At 59.2% G+C, this 17646-nt stretch carries 16 protein-coding genes; all 16 read right to left on the bottom strand.

What is annotated here, in order from left to right; translation table 11 throughout:
• Positions 1-19 precede the first annotated feature (19 nt).
• The 16 genes from HY298_02240 to HY298_02165 all read right to left on the bottom strand — a co-directional run bounded on the left by HY298_02240 (position 20) and on the right by HY298_02165 (position 17615).
• Positions 20-1399 (bottom strand): nicotinate phosphoribosyltransferase, encoded by a 1380-nt coding sequence (locus HY298_02240; protein MBI3849100.1) that lies wholly within the window; start codon positions 1397-1399, stop codon positions 20-22.
• Positions 1396-2067 (bottom strand): isochorismatase family protein, encoded by a 672-nt coding sequence (locus HY298_02235; protein MBI3849099.1) that lies wholly within the window; start codon positions 2065-2067, stop codon positions 1396-1398. Before HY298_02235 ends, HY298_02240 begins: the two co-directional genes overlap by 4 nt.
• Before the next feature lie 25 nt (positions 2068-2092).
• Entirely contained in the window at positions 2093-2545 is a 453-nt protein-coding gene (locus HY298_02230) for a ribosome-associated translation inhibitor RaiA (GenBank protein MBI3849098.1), read from the bottom strand.
• A 67-nt stretch (positions 2546-2612) separates the two neighbouring features.
• On the bottom strand, positions 2613-3671 hold the full coding sequence (locus tag HY298_02225; GenBank protein MBI3849097.1) for a CapA family protein: 1059 nt from the start codon (positions 3669-3671) through the stop codon (positions 2613-2615).
• A 124-nt stretch (positions 3672-3795) separates the two neighbouring features.
• A complete protein-coding gene (locus HY298_02220; GenBank protein MBI3849096.1) occupies positions 3796-5490 on the bottom strand; it encodes a hypothetical protein in 1695 nt (564 codons plus the stop codon).
• Positions 5491-5671: 181 nt separating this feature from the next.
• Positions 5672-6652, bottom strand: coding sequence for a 6-phosphofructokinase (gene pfkA, locus HY298_02215; protein MBI3849095.1), 981 nt, complete (start codon positions 6650-6652; stop codon positions 5672-5674).
• Between the two features lie 34 nt (positions 6653-6686).
• Positions 6687-7715, bottom strand: coding sequence for a fructose-bisphosphate aldolase class I (locus tag HY298_02210; protein ID MBI3849094.1), 1029 nt, complete (start codon positions 7713-7715; stop codon positions 6687-6689).
• A gap of 74 nt (positions 7716-7789) precedes the next feature.
• Positions 7790-10207, bottom strand: a complete 2418-nt coding sequence (locus HY298_02205) for a hypothetical protein (protein MBI3849093.1) — start codon at positions 10205-10207, stop codon at positions 7790-7792.
• A 3-nt stretch (positions 10208-10210) separates the two neighbouring features.
• Complete coding sequence (locus HY298_02200; GenBank protein MBI3849092.1) at positions 10211-11641, bottom strand: RtcB family protein; 1431 nt, start codon at positions 11639-11641, stop codon at positions 10211-10213.
• A 13-nt stretch (positions 11642-11654) separates the two neighbouring features.
• Positions 11655-12074 carry an archease gene (locus HY298_02195; protein ID MBI3849091.1) on the bottom strand — a complete coding sequence of 140 codons (420 nt, stop codon included), beginning with the start codon at positions 12072-12074 and terminating at the stop codon, positions 11655-11657.
• A gap of 162 nt (positions 12075-12236) precedes the next feature.
• Positions 12237-13184, bottom strand: coding sequence for a LamG domain-containing protein (locus tag HY298_02190; protein ID MBI3849090.1), 948 nt, complete (start codon positions 13182-13184; stop codon positions 12237-12239).
• A gap of 4 nt (positions 13185-13188) precedes the next feature.
• Positions 13189-13587, bottom strand: a complete 399-nt coding sequence (locus HY298_02185; GenBank protein MBI3849089.1) for an archease — start codon at positions 13585-13587, stop codon at positions 13189-13191.
• Positions 13588-13591: 4 nt separating this feature from the next.
• A complete protein-coding gene (locus HY298_02180) occupies positions 13592-15013 on the bottom strand; it encodes a ferrous iron transporter B (GenBank protein MBI3849088.1) in 1422 nt (473 codons plus the stop codon).
• A 30-nt stretch (positions 15014-15043) separates the two neighbouring features.
• Positions 15044-15886 (bottom strand): 50S ribosome-binding GTPase, encoded by an 843-nt coding sequence (locus HY298_02175; protein MBI3849087.1) that lies wholly within the window; start codon positions 15884-15886, stop codon positions 15044-15046.
• Positions 15883-16899: a FeoA domain-containing protein gene (locus HY298_02170; GenBank protein MBI3849086.1), complete on the bottom strand. Its 1017-nt coding sequence runs from the start codon at positions 16897-16899 to the stop codon at positions 15883-15885. The genes HY298_02175 and HY298_02170 overlap by 4 nt, the downstream gene beginning before the upstream one ends.
• A 17-nt stretch (positions 16900-16916) precedes the next feature.
• Positions 16917-17615, bottom strand: coding sequence for a phosphoribosyltransferase (locus tag HY298_02165; GenBank protein MBI3849085.1), 699 nt, complete (start codon positions 17613-17615; stop codon positions 16917-16919).
• Positions 17616-17646 lie beyond the last annotated feature (31 nt).

Genomic DNA, 17646 nt, shown 5'->3' with positions numbered 1-17646 from the left:
TTTGGCATACAGATGCATTTCAGGCGAGATAGGCTTCGGCTTTTGAACTCCACAGTCCGCTGCGCGCGGAGGTCGCGTCCAGACTCGCAGCCAGGTTTCTGACCGATTCGGAAATCAACACCGGGTACCGCGCCGCTTGTTCCAGTGAGAGCATCGCTTGCGGGAGTTGCTTGAGCTGTCGTGCCACACGTTGACGAATGTCCAATAACGCAGCGGCGTCAGCAACTCGCTTCCCGCTTTGCATGACGCCTTGCAACAGCGGCTCGCCCGATATCGCTTCGCTCTCCAATGTCACCACATCTGAAGTCATTCGGCCTTCGGCATCATAGCAACGAAAGACCTGTTTTCTGCCGGGCCAAGTGTCTTTCCCTTCGGAGAGCTTTCGGCGCGGACAACCGGCATATTCCTGGATTTTGTAGGCGCAATCCAGATACGGCGCATCGGCTGACGTTAGGACGCGTGTGCCAACTCCGAAGCCGTCAATTGGCGATCCAGCGGAGACTAATTTTTGCAACCTGTATTCGTCGAGGTTGCCACTGGCAGAGATCTGCACGTCACACAGGCCGCCGTCATCGAGAATGCGGCGGACGCGCCGCGCATGTTCCGCGAGGTCGCCGCTGTCCAAGCGCACGCCCTTGATTGAGATTCCTTGCGATCGCAGCCTGGCAGCAAGCTGGACGACTTTCGTCGCTGCGGCCTCAGTGTCGTAGGTGTCGAGCAGGAGCGCGACGTTATCGCGATTGGCCCGCGCAAAGCGCATGAAGGCTTCTTCTTCGGAGTCGCAGGCTTGAACGAAAGAATGCGCCATCGTTCCCGAAAGCGGGATGTCGAACAGTTGGCCAGCGAGCATATCCGATGTGGCCGTGAAACCAGCCAGGTAACAAGCACGCGCAGCCAGCAGACCCGCCTCGGCACCGTGGGCGCGACGAAGACCAAAATCCACGAGCGTCTTGCCCGGCGCTACCAGCGCACACCGCGCCGCTTTGGAGGCGATCAAAGTTTGAAAGTGCAGAAGGTTGATAATTCGGGTCTCGACGATTTGAGCCTGTGGGATGGGCGCCGTGACACGCAGAATCGGTTCGTTGGCAAAAAACAACGTGCCTTCAGGCATCGCGTGAACATCGCCGGGGAAACGGAGGCTGCCAAGGTAACGCACGAATTCGCGTCCAAACTTGCCGGTGGATTCGAGCCATTGCAACTCTTGCGGTGTAAATTGAAATCCTTCCAGATAACCAAGCACTTGCTCAAGTCCGGCCGCGATCAGGAAGTTGCGATTCGGCGGCAAACGACGAACAAAGAACTCGAAGACCGCCGTCTCCTCCATTCGCGCCTCGAAATACGCCTGCAGCATTGTGAGCTGATACAGATCCGTCAGTAGCGCGCTGGAGCCAAGGTTCATGTGGCAAGCTGTTTCAGTTCGAGCGGGACGGCGCCACGAGCAAACATCTCTTGTTCAGCGTTTTTTCCGTCGTCCGGATGAACATTGACCGCGCGAACCGCGTCCCGTAAGAGCAACACGTCGAAGCCTCGCTGCCGCGCACCGAGCACCGTGATGAGCACGCAGTAATCAGTCGCCAGCCCGCCGATAAACAGTCGATGCACGCCGAGCGAACGAAGTTGCTCTTCAAAGTTTGTTCCTTCAAACGCCGAATAGGTTTCGCGGTCTGCAACACAAGGCTTCGAGACGATGATTGTGGTTGCCGGCAACTTAAGCTGCGGCGGAGATTCCGCGCCGTAGGAATACATCACACAATGCTTCGGCCACGGACCACCCTGTGTCTGAAATGAGCAATGATTGGCCGGATGCCAGTCACGCGTTGCGAAAATGGGAAGCTTCTGTCCGACGAATCGCTCGATATAGCGGTTGAGTATCGGCACGACTTCATCCCCGTGCGGCACGGCGAGAGCGCCGCCGGGCAGGAAGTCGTTCTGCACGTCCACGACGACAAGAACATCGTCACGCTGCAGCGCCGCTTTGGTCCCGACCTTCAGCAGCGCTGGGTCAGGGCAATTGGAAAGTCGTTCCCGCTCCAATTCTTTGACATGACTTGGAATGCTGGTTCTCATCGCCGTGCAGGCATGACAACGATGGTCAAAGCCCGGCCAACTTTTCCGAATGCAGCTTGTCCGCACGCTCGGGCGGCACTCGCGCATGGATCTTCACATCACCCCGAAGCCGCCGCACGTAATCCTCCAGCCGCCGCCGCGTCGCCTTGAAGGCGTCATGAATGGTCACGTACATGTCCTTGTGCGGCGCACCAGCTTCGAGATGCTTGACCCACTTTTGTGTGTCGGAGCGCGCGAGCGCGCGGTGGAGGCTGGGCGCATGTTTGACCACGATCTCTTCGCCCGGCACGCCCAGCTCAATCAAGATGTGAAATGCCTCGCCCCATTTGTGATGTCGGTGCGGCGCTTCGACAACCACCCGGCAACTTGTGATCCGCTTGTAATACCGATCCAGCTTCTCCGCTTCGGAGCGAATTCTGGCGGCGACCGCCGGCGATGCTTCCATGTTTCGAAAGGTTATTTGCAGAGGCAAAATCATACCTTCTCCATTCCGTCGTTGAGTTATTGTTTGTATCAAACTCGCACTCGGAATCTTTTAATCTAATTCAGAATATGACAGTATTTTTTGGCTGGCTTTCCTTAACTTGGCAATTGCGGGCTGGCAATTGTCCAAGCCCGATTTCCAGGCAATGTTCGGCCGCGTTCCAAGAAGCGGACGTGTGGAGGTCGCCACAAAGCTTCGTCATCTTTTGTGCAATTTCGGTGTCTTCGGGGCTTTGGGCCAGGCGCGCTTGGAAATTGCGAATGATGGTCGGGTACAGTCTCAAACGCTGAAGCATGTGCCCATCCGTCTCCAGGATGAAAATGAACGTTTGATCGTTCCGCTCGTCTTCGTCCACCGCGTAATCGTCAATGAAATCGCCTGCCGAGTAAATGATCGGCCGGTTATCGCGTATTTCGATTCCGCGAAACACATGGGCCGAATGGCCGAACATTACATCTGCCCCGGCGGTGATCAGTGCATGGCCAAACTCGACATGCTTCGGGGGCGGAGAATAGCCCCAATTTCCACCCCAATGCGCCGCGACAATGAGCAGATTTACTCGTTGCCGCGTGTAGCGAACCAGTTCTAGCAATCGGCCGGCTCGCGCATCCTGCAAATCGGTCGGCACAAAAAACAAACCCGCCGCGCCGGGCGTGGCCTCCCACTCCGGCTGATTGTCCGTGAAGGAAAGCAAACCGATTTTGCAGCCCCCTATTTCCGTGATGGCGGGAGCTGCCGCCGCCGCCACATTTCTTCCCGCGCCGGCGCAAGCGATGTCCGCCTCGTCCAATTCGCACAACATGTCGCGCATTGCGCCATGACCGAAATCGAGCGTGTGATTGTTGGCCAACGAAACCGCGTTAATGCCTGCAGCCTTCAACACGGCGAGGTTCTTCGCGTCAGATCGAAAGTGAAACGTCTTCGGCGTCCTTGACCACGGCGACCCGCGGTCGGAGATGACGCATTCCAGGTTGCACGCGCGCCAATCAGCTTGCCGGAATAGCGGCAGTGTGTCGCCCCAAACATACTCCGCCGCCTGGTGGCGCAACTCGTCGTTGACCAGACGCCCGAGCATCACGTCACCGACAAACAACAACTTCAAATGTTGGCGCGGTTCCATCTCTCAATGCCAAATGACGAAGTTCCCCGAATACGAACCGAAGCGGCGCTCCAACTCATCTCTGCGCGCGGACGATTGAAGGTTTGTCACTGGAATCACGCTCGCATTCCTGAGGCTCGTACCATTAACGTTTGCGTTCATCTGGCGATCGTTGTTGAGGTCCGACGGATTTTTGCGGAGTGGGCTGGAACGCGGGCGGGCGGGCGGGCATCAAGGGCGAGGGTTGGATGGGTCTTAAGTTCGAAAGTCTCTGCTCACGTCCTCTCGGCGATTCCAGCCTTGACGGTGGAGAAGGTCTGGTTCGGGGAATACCAGGTTGCGGTTGTGGTGGGAGGTATCCCCGTGGCTCTGGCAATGGCCGTTGTGCGGGCACAGACCGAGGCACTGATGGCCTGGTCTCGCGTGCCTTCGGCGACTCAGGTTTCATGCTTGGCGCCGGCAAGGGTTTGGCAGCGGGGCCGAATGGTTCTCTCTTCGGAGGAGTTTGCGTGGGTGCTGGCGGCCGCGGAGGCACGGGTTTTACGCGCGAAGGTTGTTCGCGAGGCGGCGGTGTTGCGATCAGCGGACGCGGCGGCATCGGTCTGACAATTGGATGGCGCTGATCGATCTTCTGCGCCGCCACGTGCCCAGCCCTGTCCGGTAGCTTGAGTTCCTGACGGTTTAGAACGGAAGTGGAGCCAACTTTCTCAATCCGATCAGGTTTAACGCTTCCCAATGAAGCCGTGGGAATCTCTTTGATGGTAACTGGACGTATCTCACGGTGGCTGGCGGCGGCCACGCGATCCACTGCGATGCCCTGGTTGATAATGGTGTTGTTGCGGCCAACGACGTAGTTGTTGACCACGGTCGTTTGGCCGTAAATCTCCTTCACGCGTTCGGACGGAAGCGCATGCAAATGTGGATGGCGTTCGTGCACGTGACCGATTTCGACGAACGTGAACAAGTCCAGTCCCAAACCAAAATCGAAGTTGATTCCCACGCTCACATTGTTGAACCGAAATCCGTGCCCCGCGACAAAATGCGCTCCAGGCGGCAACGGCGCCCACCCGCAGTGCCTGTCCGAGTAACGCCAGCAGACCCAGGCCGGCGCCCAGACGCGGTCGGGAAACCAGACCCAACCGCAGCGCGGATGCCGATGCCATCGCCCATAATGAAAAGGTGCCCAGCCCCATGAATAATCCGATTGCCAGTACCAGCCGCAATCAGTGTAGATCCACCGACCGCCGTGCCAGTATGGTCGCCAGTAGCGGTTGACCACAACAACGTACGGCTGCCAGCACCAACCGAAATCTTCGAGTTCAATCCAGGTCCCGTACGGCTCAAGCGTGTTATAGAAATACGAGACCTCCGGTGGCGCATTGGTGACGTATGCTGGCTGTTCGGGAGCTGCTTGCGAAACTTTCGTTGGTGGCTCGTAAAGATTCTGGTCGCTGGTGAATTGATTCGTAACTGTTGGCACAACGCCGGCCTGGAGTTCTTGATCTCGCAACACGGTGTCTTGACGCAACATTGCCGCGATAATGGACGGCTCGGTCCCCAAGTCTTTCAGATACACAATGTCATCAGCGGAAAGCTCAAAGGGCATCTGTGAACTTTCGACGTAAGCGAGAATGACCGCTTCTTCGATGCCCGATTCCGCCAGTCGAATCACTTCCATGACGTTGGTCGAGAATTGTCGGGAGGCGGTTGCGTTCGCAGGTGGCGGATTGGTATCGGCCTCAGCGGAGACCGCAAGAGCATTGTTTCCGACGTGCGAATACACCACAGAAGTCAATACCGCCAGTTCAAAACCTATCAAAACTTTGGAAAACTTTTCCATACACGTCCGTTTGGGTGCAATGTCGAATCATCTTCAAACTCAGGCTAACCAAGCACTTCGACTCTCCAATTCTTGGGAAAGAATCACCGTTTTTTGCATGAAACGTCGCGGAGACCTTTGGTGATCTCTTTGGCAGTGTCCTTAGACTTCGGTGGGTTGAATACCTTGATGCGTACGACCTTTACGACGACAAGAGTGGATGAAGGGTCAGCAGGAACGGATCGAGTTCCTTGCGCTTCGTCCATGTCTCCTCCAATGGCGTCGTGCAGAGTTGGCCGCCGACTTCGCCCACCATGATCTGGCCTGCGCCTCGTATAAACATTTCGACGGCGTGCGCCCCGAGCTTGGTGGCCAGTACGCGGTCTTTGGCGGTCGGCTGTCCGCCGCGTTGAAGATGGCCCAGAATCACCACCCGGGACTCGATTTGGCTGAGCCGCTGCATTTCTTTGGCAATTCTCATGGCACCACCAGTCTCCTGGCCTTCCGCCACCACCATGATGCTGCTCGCCTTGCCTCGCGCACGACCACGGCAAAGCCGATCGCAAATCTCCCGAATTTCAAAGCGCTGCTCGGGCATCAGGATTTCCTCCGCGCCAGACGCGATGCCGACTTCGAGCGCGATGAAGCCGCTGTGTCGGCCCATGACCTCGACGAGGAAAAAGCGTTCATGCGACTCGGCGGTGTCGCGAATTTTGTCGATGCCTTCCATCGCCGTGTTTACGGCGGTGTCGAAGCCGATGGTGAAAGCGGTGCCCCAGACGTCGTTATCGATGGTGCCGGGCACGCCGATGATTTGGCCCGGCCAAACTTTTGCCAATTCTCCGCCGCCACGAAATGTGCCATCGCCGCCGATTAGAATCAGTCCTTCGATTTTGTTGCGCTCCAGATTCTCCTTTGCCTTCTGCAAACCAGCCGGCGTTTTGAATTCCTCCGAGCGGGCGGTTTTGATGATCGTGCCGCCACGCTGAATGATGTTGGAAACATCGCGAGGGCCGAGCGGCATGAATTCATCCAGCAAAAGCCCTTTGAATCCGCGCCGGATGGCGATAATTTCCAGTCCGTGACCGACCCCCACCCGGACGATGCTGCGCAGGGCGGCGTTCATTCCCGGCGCATCGCCGCCGCTGGTCAGGACGGCGAGCTTCTTATGTTGGGAATTCATACGTCGGAGGATCAAACATCAGTTAGAAGGGTGCTCACGCTGCCAGCGGTTCCATTTCTTCAGAATATTTTCCAAAGCGAGCTGCGCTGTTGCACCGGGCGCGATGATGCAGGGCATCCTGCGCTGCCTTCATGCTCATCGCCTCACCTCTCCAGGTTATCAAGGCTGGCGCTTGCAGCGCGCGACCGAAAGAAAAGCTCAATTCCCAAGGAGCTTTTGCAAGCTGGTTTTGGTTTAGGGCGTTGAGATGCTTGGTCGCCAGCACATCGCTTTGTCCACCGGAAAGAAAAACAATTCCGGGCACTGCGGCCGGCACAGCCCGCAACATACAGCGCAACGTCGTCTCGGCGACTTGCGCTACGCCAGCCTGCTGCGGACAATCCTTGCCGGCCAAAACCATGTTCGGTTTCAGCAGCATCGCTTCGAGACGAACGCGATGTTCGAAGAGCGATTGGAACACCGCTTTCAAAATCGCTTCGGTCACTTCAAAGTGACGTTCGATGGAGTGGTCGCCATCCATCAAGACTTCTGGCTCCACAATCGGAACCAGGCCGGCCTCCTGACTCAGGGCGGCAAAGCGCGCCAACCCGTGCGCATTGGACTCGAGACAAGTGCGGCTGGGAATGCTCGCGCCGATGACGATGACCGCGCGCCACTTCGTGAACCGCGCGCCCAATCGCACATACTCTACGAGCCGGTCGCGCAGACCGTCGAGGCCCTCGGTGATTTTCTCTCCGGGAAACCCGGTCAGGGCCTTGGCACCCTTGTCCACTTTGATGCCGGGAATGATGCCCTGGCGTTTAAGCACCTCGACCAGCGGCGTTCCGTCAGCGGCTTTCTGTCGCAGGGTTTCATCGAACAGAATGACACCGCTGATGAAGTCACCCAGTTTCGGCGTGGTGAAAAGCATCTCGCGATACGCCCGTCGGTTCTCCTCCGTGGCGGGAACGCCGATGTTTTTGAATCGTTTCTCGATGGTGGGCAGACTTTCGTCCGCCGCGAGAATGCCTTTGCCCGGAGCCACGAGTGCCCTGGCCGTTGTTTCCATTTCTTGTGTTTGCATAAACAGGTTGCGACTTGTTGACTGATGACCTACGGAATAACTGCTCCATTATCTTCCAAAGAACCATAACCGACTCACGGTTTCGACAGCCAAAAGAATTTCTCCCGCGCCAGCGGCGGCAATTCAAGGTACCGATTCGTGACACCGGGCAGCAATGTCCAGTTCGTCACGCTGAGGTTGGTGTTCCAGTAGAGGTCGTAGCCGGGGAATTCCACGGGCCAGCAGACGAGCGCGCCGCTGTCCACGGCCACGCGCAATGGGACTTCCGTCGGCTCGGGCGCGGCGACGGTGGCAAAGGTCAGACTCGTGGCGTTGTAAATCGGGGTCAGGCGGCGACCCTGGCCGAGGAGGAGAAAGTTGTCGAAGCAACAGAACTCGCCTTGGCGCGAGGCGAAGGTGAGCACCGGGAAGTTCGTGCCCGGCGATGGCACGTAGCCTTCGCCCCAGCGCACGCCCACCGTGCCGCGCAACGTAGCGGCGCCGGTGATGTTCAAGCGGCTCTGGTTTGTGCCGGGGAGGTTGCCGGCCAATTCGAATTCCATTCGGCCACCGAGCAATTGCTCGCACTTGCCGTTGATCGTGAGTACGCCGTTCGAGGGCGAGGGCCGGATGCAGGCGCCGTTGGTCACGTCGTTGCTAACGGTGCCCCAGCCGGTCAACAGGCCGCCCGACAGCCAGAGCGGCACGATCGTTCGAAAGGTTCCGCCGGCGAGCAGAACTGTCCCGACCGGATTCGTGTAAGCGCCTTCGAAATCAAGCGTGCCGGAGGAAACCTTCACCGAGCCGTTGTTGATGAAAGGCGCGTCGCAGGTCACGCTGCCAGCACCTGCCGACTTTTGGAATGTGCCGTCGTTGACGATCGCTCCGACGCCGCTTAGATAGATTGGTCCATCAAACTGGGCGTCGAAGAGCGCGCCGGGCAGGTTGTGGAGCACTCCTCCGATGAGCAAGCCGCTGTGCGGTTGCCAGGTGATCGTCCCGGCATTCGTCAAACGGCCATAAACGTTCTTCACATAATTGGCAGCGCTGGCGATGAGCAGGTTGCCGTTGGTGGCCACGGTGATCGCGGCGTCCGGGCCAATGTTTCCGCCGCCCCAGGTCAGCGTGCCGCTGAAGCTGCCGACGCCGGTCAGGGTCGCGTCATAAAGCAGCGCCAGGTTTTCGGAATAGATGGCGCCGTTGATCGAGTTCGTACCGGAATCGAGGCGGGTCGTCCCCGAGCCAGTGAACGCGCTGCCTGCGTTGAACGTCGAGCCGTCACTCAACACGACCGTACCCAGTTGGGTGTCCACCGTGCCGCTATTGATCACGGGCACCCCGCAACTCACCGTGCCGGCGCCCACCGACTTGCGGAACACGCCCTCGTTGATGATCAGTCCGCCGCCGCCCTGACTGATCGTTCCGTCGAGTTGAGCGTCGAAGAGCGCGCCGGGCAGGTTGTGGAGCACTCCTCCGATGAACAAACCGCTGTGCGGTTGCCAGGTGATCGTGCCGGCATTGGTCAATCGGCCGTAAACGTTCTTCACATAATTGGCGGCGCTGGCGATGAGCAGGTTGCCGTTGGTGGCCACGGTGATCGCTGCGTCCGGGCCAATGTTTCCGCCGCCCCAGGTCAGCGTTCCGCTGAGACTGCCGGTGCCGGTCAGCGTCGCGCCATAGAGCAGAGACAGATTTTCGGAATGGACGCTGCCGCTAATTGTGTTCGTGCCGGAGTCCAGCCGGGTTCCCCCCGCGCCGATGAAGGCGCAGCCGGAGTTGAACACGGAACCGTCCGCCAGCGTGAGCTGACCCGTCTGCGTGTCCACTGTGCCGTTGTTGATCAGTGGCACCTGGCAATCGAGCGTCCCGGTGCCGGCGGACTTGCGGAAGACGCCGTCGTTGATGATCACACCGTTGCCCGTCCGGTACAGGGCGAGGTCCGCCTTCGCGTCGAAAAGTCCTGCGTTGTGCAACACGCCGCCAATGCGCAGGCCGCCGTAGAGTTGCCAGGTGATCGTGCCGTGGTTGGTGAGACAGCCATACAGATACTTTGCAAAATTGGCGCCGCTGGCGATCTTCATCTGGCCGCCCGTGGCAATAGTCACCGCGGCGTTCGTGTTGATGGTGCCGCCGCCCCAATTCAAGATTCCTCCCAGAGTTATGTGGTTTGTTCCGATCAGTGTGCTGTTGCTGTTCAAGAAGGTGAACACGCCGTGCGTGCCGACCGTCCCACTGCCGTTCAACGTGAGGGTCTGTTCGGCCATGTTCAGTGTCTGCGTACCGCTCTCGCCGCCGACCACGAGGCCGGCGATAGTGGGGTTGAGGTTCAAGGTGACAGTATAAGTGCCGGCGTGGGTGATGACGGCGGTGTCGTTGGTGGACGGCACCTGGTTCGGATTCCAATTGGCCGACACGCTCCAGTTGCCATTGCCGGTGTTGGTCCAGTTGATGACGGCGGCCTGTGAGGTCGTGAGGGCCGAAACACCGAGAAGAGTCACGAAGAGAATACGCATAATTCAGCCTTTCACACAAATGAGGGGTTCGAGTTTGGCCACCGTTCTGGCCAGGTGAGCATGGTCGGCGGCTTCAACCACGGCGCTCACGTCTTTGTATGCACCGGGAGCCTCCTCGGCAACGCCGCGCGCGGACGGGCTGCGAATCAAGATGCCGCGGCCAGCCAGTTCGTCGATGACCTGGCGGCCTTGCCATGTGCGCGTGGCTTGATGACGGCTCATCGCGCGACCCGCGCCGTGAACAGCGGAACTGAACGCTTCGTATTCGCTTTCGGTTGTGCCCGCGAGAATGTATGAGCACGTTCCCATGCTGCCGCCGATGAGAACGGGCTGACCGGCTTCTCGTAAATCGGGCGGGAGATCAGGATGACCAGGACCGAAGGCACGCGTGGCGCCCTTGCGATGGACGTAGAGCTGGCGCGGTTGGTTGGCCAGGTAGTGCTCTTCGACTTTGCAGGTGTTGTGGGAGACGTCGTAAAGAAGCTTGAGCTTCGCCTGCGGGAAGTGATGCGCAAAAACTTTCCGCGCGAGGTGCGTGAGAATTTGCCGGTTGGCCAGCGCGCAGTTGATGCCGGCGCGCATTGCACCCAGGTATTTTTCGCCCGTCGGCGAGTTGATCGGTGCGGAGGCGAGTTCGCGGTCGGGCAGGTCGAGTCCGTAATGCGCAGCGGACATCACCATCTCCTTGAGATAGTCGGTGCCGATTTGATGGCCCAAGCCACGCGAGCCGCAGTGAATCGTCACGACCACCTCGCCTTGCCTCACGCCATACAGATCCGCGATGCGCTCGTCGTCAACGCGAGTCACCTCCTGCACTTCGAGGTAATGGTTGCCCGAGCCGAGCGTGCCCATTTCGTCTTTCTGACGACGTTTGGCTTGCTCGGAAACGTGCTCCGGCTCCGCACCTTTCATGCAACCGCGTTCCTCAATGCAATCAAGGTCTTCGAGGAAGCCGAAACCGCGCTCTACCGCCCACTTCGCGCCGCCACGTAACATCGCGTCCATGTCCGGCCGCTCCAGATGCACCTGCCCAGTGCTGCCGACGCCCGCGGGAATTTGTCGCGAGAGCGAGTCAGCCAACGCCTTCTTGACTGGCTCGATGTCCTTCCGCGTCAGGCCGGTCAAGATCGTCCGCACGCCGCACGAGATGTCGAACCCCACCCCGCCAGCGGACACGATGCCTCCCTCATCGGCGTCGAACGCAGCAACACCGCCCACGGGAAACCCGTAGCCCCAATGCGCGTCCGGCATGACGAACGACGCCTTCTGAATTCCGGGGAGCATCGCCACGTTGACGGCTTGCTCATAAACCTTGTCGTCCATGTCGGCGATGAGCGGCTCACTTGCATAGATGACGACCGGCACGCGCATCTTTCCCGTTGGTTCCATGCGCCAGGCGAATTCGGATTGACGGGTAAAATTTGAAGTGTTCATAGAATCGAATTGGTTAAACATCCACCACACATTGCGCAACCCAACCGGCGTCGTCCGTGACGTGAACGCGAAGTTCGGTGCAAGTCGCGCCTTTGATTTCGACCGTTGGCTGATGGCGCGGCACATCTATTGTTTCGCCCCATGCCTTCGCCTTCAGCCGCCCCGGTGATAAGTCCACTTCAAATCTGCCAAACAACATTTTCCGTATCGCCATTTCGTAAATCAGGGCGTTCAACCAATCCACCAACAGCAGTTCGTCATCGGGGGCCATGCAAGCAACATTCACGACTTCCTGCGGATGGACCGCGCTTGGCTCAGTGATCACCGCCGTCAGCGCTATCGCCGCCTGCACAAACGCTGCTGCCTTCGTCGGCCCGAAACCGCGCACGCCAATGTCGGCACCGTGACGAAAATGTTCCCAGCGTTCCTGCATCATGTTTGCGTCCGAGTTCATGTACTCACACCGCATGCAATAACTGCCACATTTGCGCGACGGGAAATCGAGCGGAGGCAATTGGGGTTTTCATGGAAGTGCAGTGTTTTATTTTTGGTTAATACGTTTGTCGTTCTGGTTTGGTGTTGAGATTCTAGTGTTTCACTGAGACAGGTTTAAGACTCGGTAGAAACACTTCTCCCGGCCGCGCGTAGAGTCGAAGAAGTAAACGTTCGAGCCGGTGCCCGAAATCGGCGCGCCGAAATTCATCCAGCCGTTGGTGATGAACTGCGACGTCCATTGTAACTGATATTGCCGGTTCGTCTCGGTGGCCCAGCCAATCACCACGGCCCTGTAAATCGACACTGGCGAAGTCGGCGGGCGGCACTTGCCGGCGCTGCCGGCATTGTAGATCGCCTGGATTTCCGTTTCGGAAAGCGCGCGCTCATAAACCTCCACCTCGTCGATGCTCCCGGAGAAAAATCGTCCGCCGAAGATCGTGTTCCAGCCGATGGACAGCGGATTGGGATTCACGGACCGCACAAACGGGAACGTAATGGTTCCCTCGAGCACGCCATTCACGTACAACTCCAACCGATTGGCTGCATGATAGGTCGCCGTCACCAAATACCACACGCCGGTTTGCAACACGCTCGTTGAATCGACGGCGACTCCGGGACCAACGTAGAACCAAACGCGATTGTCTGTTTCGACCTGAAGATAGAGATCATTTCCGCTTTGCGACTTCCCCACAACGTGCATGAAGTGTCCGGCCTCGGAAGGTAGTTCACTCAGCTTGATCCAACCTCCCAACGTCGCGCCGGAGCGTAAATCAAGATTGGGACTGTCCGGCACGAGTACGTAACCGGTCGTTCCATCGAAATGGAACGCGAGATTAACTTTGCCCGGCACGAAGGTGACCCCGCCATTGGTCGTCCCGTGGTTGTAGGTGCTCAAGTCGTTCGCGTTGCCGTCACCCGTCCACCAACCGACCAAACCAGCAGGCGGTGTCAGGCAGTTGGTTGTGTCCGCGAGGGCGGACGCGCGAATCATCAGCACACACAAGGCGAAAAGAACTGGCGAAGGAGAGAAAGCAAATCGAGTCTTCATGGGATCAAGAAGTTGAAATTTCAGGAGCAGGATGGGAACGACAAGGGAGACAGCGCGCAGATCGGCGCGGCAGATCTCCCGTTTTGCCCCATACTTTCGCCTCAAGCCGCCCAGCCGACAAGCTCACTTCAAAACTGCCAAACAACATTTTCCGTATCGCCATTTCAAAAATCAGGGCGTTCAACCAATCCACTAATAACGGTTCGTCGTCGGGGGCGGTGAAAGCGACGTTTACAACCTCCCGCGGATGGACCATGCTCGGTTGGGTAATCACCGCCGTTAACGCCATCGCTGACTGCACAAAGGCTGCTGCCTTAGTCGGCCCGAAAGCGCGCACGCCGATGTCAGCCCCGTGATGGAAGTGTTCCCAGCGGCTCTCGGTTTTGTTTGCGTCCAGTTTCATCAGGTCATGTTGTGCTCCATAGCCGCCACACCTGCGCCACGGCGAACGTTGCCAGGAATCCGAGCGCCAAAGGCAACAGCGCGGCCAAGACTGTCCAGCGGGCGCTGCCAGTCTCCTTATAGATGGTGTAGATGGTCGTGCTGCAAGGGTTGTGAATCAGGCTGAAGAGCATCAGATTTACAGCGGTCAGCAAGGTCCACCCGCCGCCGTGCAGCAGGGAAAGCAGCGCGCCGTGCGATTGCAGTTCAAACATCACCCCAGCGCCCTGGCCAACATCGCTCCTGCCGGTCATCAGCACGGTCAACATCAGGACCGTGGGAATTACGATCTCGTTGGCTGGAATCGCCACGATGTAAGCCAGCAAGATGACGCCGTTCAGCCCGATCAAAAGTCCTGGCGGGTTCAGGAAGTGAACCAGATGCTCAGCGATGCTCGCGCCGCTGATTTGAACATTCGCGCTGAGCCAGATGACCGCGCCCGCGGGCAACGCGAAGACGACTGCCCGCCACAACACAAAGATCGTGCGGTCGATCAGCGAAGTGTAGAGCGTCTGCCAGACTCGTGGCGGCCGGTAGGGCGGCAGTTCCAGGCTGAAGGTGGAGACCTGGCCTTTCAGGATTGTCCGGGACAAGGCCCACGACACCACGAAGGTGAGCAGGATTCCGAGCAGCGTGACGGACATCACAGCGCTGGCTGAGATCATGCCGGCCCAATGCGCCGGCACCAGCGAGCCAATGAACAGGGTCGCAATCAATATCTGTGTAGGCCAGCGCCCGTTGCAGAGCGCGAAGTTGTTCGTGAGGATCGCAATGAGCCGCTCGCGCGGGCTGTCGATGATGCTAGTGGCAATCACGCCCGCCGCGTTGCACCCGTAGCCCATCATCATGCTCAATGATTGCTTGCCGTGCGCGCCGGCCTTCTTGAAAAGATTATCCAGATTGAACGCAACGCGGGGCAGATAGCCGAAATCCTCCAGTAAGGTGAACAAAGGAAAGAAGATTGCCATCGGCGGCAACATCACGCTCACCACCCAGGCCGTGGCCAGATACATCCCGTCGATAACCACGCCGCGCAGCCACCATGGCAGACCCAGACTGGCCGCGCCGTCGCGCAGCGCCGGATAGATCGTGTCGATGAGCAACGCGGAAATCCAACGGGACGGAATGTTGGCGCCGCTGATGGTGATCCAAAACACCAGCGCGAAGAGCAACATCATCACCGGGAAACCGAAGACCCGGCTGGTTACGAGGCGATCGATGGCCCGGTACCAGTTGAAGCGTGGCTTCTGGCCCGCGTCGGTGATGGCGCGACCGGCGATGCGGGCGGCATCGGCGTAGATGGCCTGGACTACGCGTTCGTGAAAATCGGCTCCGAACTCCCGCCGAAGCGACTGCGCGAGCGCCAGGATTTCCTCCGTGGTTGGCATGTGAGATGAGGCGTTCATGGTTCGCTCCCGTCATGCCTCAACGAGCCTTGTTCCCAGCCCATCCGCTTCCGGTTGCGCACCCCGGCTTAACGCGGCAAGCTCCCCTCTGCGCAGCGCGTCGATGATGCGCTCGTCGCCGCCAAGCAATCGCAATGCGATCCAGCGCGCGTTGGCCAGGCCGGGGAGGGCAGCATTGATCGTTGCAGTCAACGTGACGAGAGCCTGCCGGAGCGCGGGTGTTTCGGTCTGCAACCGGTGCGGTCGGCAGATGGTCTTGCCGCTGGCCACATCGCTGATGGCCTGAAGCAACTCGGGCAAGCCTTCTCCATGACGCGCCACCGTGGTCACGACTGGCACGCCAAGATCTCGGGCCAGTTGGCGATCATCCACCTGCAGGCCGTGACGCCGCGCTTCATCCATCAGGTTCAGGCACACCACGACGCGGTCGGTGATCTCGAGGACCTGGAGGACGAGATTCAAGTTCCGCTCCACGCGCGTCGCATCCACCACCACCACAGTGACGTCAGGCTGCCCGAACAGAATGAAGTCCCGCGTGACCTCCTCGTCGGGACTGGTGGCGAGGAGGGAATACGTTCCGGGCAAGTCGATTAGCTTGTAGCGCTTGCCGTTGAACTCGAAGCCGCCTTCGGCGCGGCTGACGGTCTTGCCGGGCCAGTTGCCAGTGTGCTGATGTAGCCCGGTGAGTGCGTTGAACACAGTGCTCTTCCCTGTGTTCGGGTTACCGGGCAAGGCCACTACGTAGTCCCAATTCTCCATGTTCACACCCAGCTTCCTCAAGTGAGCAGCGCGGTAAGCGTCGCACGATTCGCATGCGGTGCGCTGCTGATCGGGTTTGTGAGCTTCAGAATTCATGCGGGCGAAGGCGTGAGAGCTTTCACGCGAATCAGCACCGCTTGCTCGCGGCGCAATGCGATGAACGTGCCTCGCACACGGTAGGCTGTCGGGTCGCCGGTCGGGCTCATCATTTCCACTTCGACTTCGGTGCCGGGCACGAATCCGAGATCCATCAGATGCCGCCGTTCCGCGCCGCGGCAGGCGCGCGAAAGCTCCAGCACCCGTGCTTTCTCGCCCGGCTTCAGATTCGAGAGCAGCTCCGGCTCCTCTTCGATTTCAAAGGAGGGGATTGGGACCGCCTCGATGTTGTTGGCGAGAATGGGCGCAAGCACATGCTCGTCGCCGTCGGCCCAGAAGCGGACGAATTGCGGGCTTTTCTCCAGCACGCGCACTTTCATCCCCGGGCGGAGACCTTCAGCCGCGATTTGCGCGTAAATGATTGCGGGCTCGTCCTCGACATGAGTAATGCGCGCGGTTTCACCTGGTGCCACGGTGTTCAGCGACTGACCGGCGTCGGCTGCGAGCGAACTTCCCGCGGCGGGAATTGCATCGCCGTGCGGGTCGTGCGTCGGATGGCCGAGCTGCGCGGAGAGTTCATTCACCTGTTCAGGGCCAAGGTGATGTTCCCGTTCATCGGCCTGTCCGTGCCACTCGCGTTCCGCCACCCCGGTTTGCTCCGCCAGGTAGCTTTCCCAAAGGCGGTGCGCACGGATGACGTGCAAGGCAGCTTGGCGTCCGGCCGGAGTCAACTTCAGCTCGCCGGATGCGAACGTCACCAGCCCGCGCATCTCCATGTTCGTCAATAGATCGGCAGCGCGGTCGGGATGAATGCCCAGCCCCCCCGCGACGCCTTGCAGTGTCGGACGCCGGCCATTGACCTGAGCTTTGTAAATATGCTTGAGCGCGTCCTCGCGGACCACCCGCGCCGACAGTTCGCGCATCCGTCGCCAACGTTTGAACATTCCGCCTCCGGCCCAGAACAACACCAAGCCAAACAACGCGACCGTTAACATGAGTAGCCAAGCAGGCATTGCATTAAGTGCTTCGATCAGCAAGACCCCGCCTCTTGCGAGCTGGGTGCCGAGGTTGCGGCGGAGACCGGACGATCTCGAGCCAGTTCCAACAGTCGCGTCACTTCCGCATCGGTGGTCTGCGAAAAGTCTTCGTACCACTGACCGACCGCGTAGAATTCTTCCGGCGCCATGAGCGCCAGCATCTCATCCACTTGACGCCTGAGTTCATGGCACGACGAAGCGGCCGCCGTCGGAACTGCGACGATCAGGCGCGCCGGGTGTTGCTTGCGTAGCGCCAGGACGGCGGCGCGAATCGTCGAGCCAGTGGCAATGCCGTCGTCCACCAGGATGACTGTTTTTCCACGAATTACCGGCGAGGCGCCATGACCGCGATAGGCCACTTCGCGCCGTTTCAACTCTTCGTGCTCTTCGGCGGCGACCGCATCGATCGTCTCCTTGGAGATGCCAAGTTCCTGGACGACTCTCTCGTTGAGCACGCGCACGCCGCCGGTGGCGATGGCGCCCATCGCCAGCTCCCGATGGCCCGGCACACCGAGCTTGCGCACCACGAAGACGTCGAGCGGCGCGTTGAGTTCTCTCGCCACTTCAAACGCCACCGGCACGCCCCCTCGTGGCAAACCAAGCACGATCACATCCTTGCGGTTGGCGTATTTGGCGAGTTGAGCAGCCAGCAATTGTCCGCCTTCCACGCGATCTCGAAATTGATTTTTCATATTTCACCTGATTTTGAGTTGAGCCGCGCCA

It is taken from the genome of Verrucomicrobiota bacterium (assembly GCA_016200005.1).
In the GTDB taxonomy this organism is placed as follows: Bacteria; Verrucomicrobiota; Verrucomicrobiia; order Limisphaerales; family PALSA-1396; genus PALSA-1396.
This window is presented reverse-complemented; position numbering and strand designations above follow the sequence as displayed.

Excerpts from the sequence above, each read along its gene's own strand:
- HY298_02185 (MBI3849089.1), bottom strand. The coding sequence starts at position 13,587 with ATGAAACTGGACGCAAACAAAACCGAGAGCCGCTGGGAACACTTCCAT.
- HY298_02210 (MBI3849094.1), bottom strand. The coding sequence starts at position 7,715 with ATGCAAACACAAGAAATGGAAACAACGGCCAGGGCACTCGTGGCTCCG.
- HY298_02175 (MBI3849087.1), bottom strand. The coding sequence starts at position 15,886 with ATGAATTCTGAAGCTCACAAACCCGATCAGCAGCGCACCGCATGCGAA.
- HY298_02230 (MBI3849098.1), bottom strand. The coding sequence starts at position 2,545 with ATGATTTTGCCTCTGCAAATAACCTTTCGAAACATGGAAGCATCGCCG.
- pfkA (MBI3849095.1), bottom strand. The coding sequence starts at position 6,652 with ATGAATTCCCAACATAAGAAGCTCGCCGTCCTGACCAGCGGCGGCGAT.
- HY298_02200 (MBI3849092.1), bottom strand. The coding sequence starts at position 11,641 with ATGAACACTTCAAATTTTACCCGTCAATCCGAATTCGCCTGGCGCATG.
- HY298_02180 (MBI3849088.1), bottom strand. The coding sequence starts at position 15,013 with ATGCCAACCACGGAGGAAATCCTGGCGCTCGCGCAGTCGCTTCGGCGG.
- HY298_02170 (MBI3849086.1), bottom strand. The coding sequence starts at position 16,899 with ATGCCTGCTTGGCTACTCATGTTAACGGTCGCGTTGTTTGGCTTGGTG.
- HY298_02195 (MBI3849091.1), bottom strand. The coding sequence starts at position 12,074 with ATGCAGGAACGCTGGGAACATTTTCGTCACGGTGCCGACATTGGCGTG.
- HY298_02240 (MBI3849100.1), bottom strand. The coding sequence starts at position 1,399 with ATGAACCTTGGCTCCAGCGCGCTACTGACGGATCTGTATCAGCTCACA.
- HY298_02235 (MBI3849099.1), bottom strand. The coding sequence starts at position 2,067 with ATGAGAACCAGCATTCCAAGTCATGTCAAAGAATTGGAGCGGGAACGA.
- HY298_02190 (MBI3849090.1), bottom strand. The coding sequence starts at position 13,184 with ATGAAGACTCGATTTGCTTTCTCTCCTTCGCCAGTTCTTTTCGCCTTG.
- HY298_02165 (MBI3849085.1), bottom strand. The coding sequence starts at position 17,615 with ATGAAAAATCAATTTCGAGATCGCGTGGAAGGCGGACAATTGCTGGCT.
- HY298_02205 (MBI3849093.1), bottom strand. The coding sequence starts at position 10,207 with ATGCGTATTCTCTTCGTGACTCTTCTCGGTGTTTCGGCCCTCACGACC.
- HY298_02220 (MBI3849096.1), bottom strand. The coding sequence starts at position 5,490 with ATGGAAAAGTTTTCCAAAGTTTTGATAGGTTTTGAACTGGCGGTATTG.
- HY298_02225 (MBI3849097.1), bottom strand. The coding sequence starts at position 3,671 with ATGGAACCGCGCCAACATTTGAAGTTGTTGTTTGTCGGTGACGTGATG.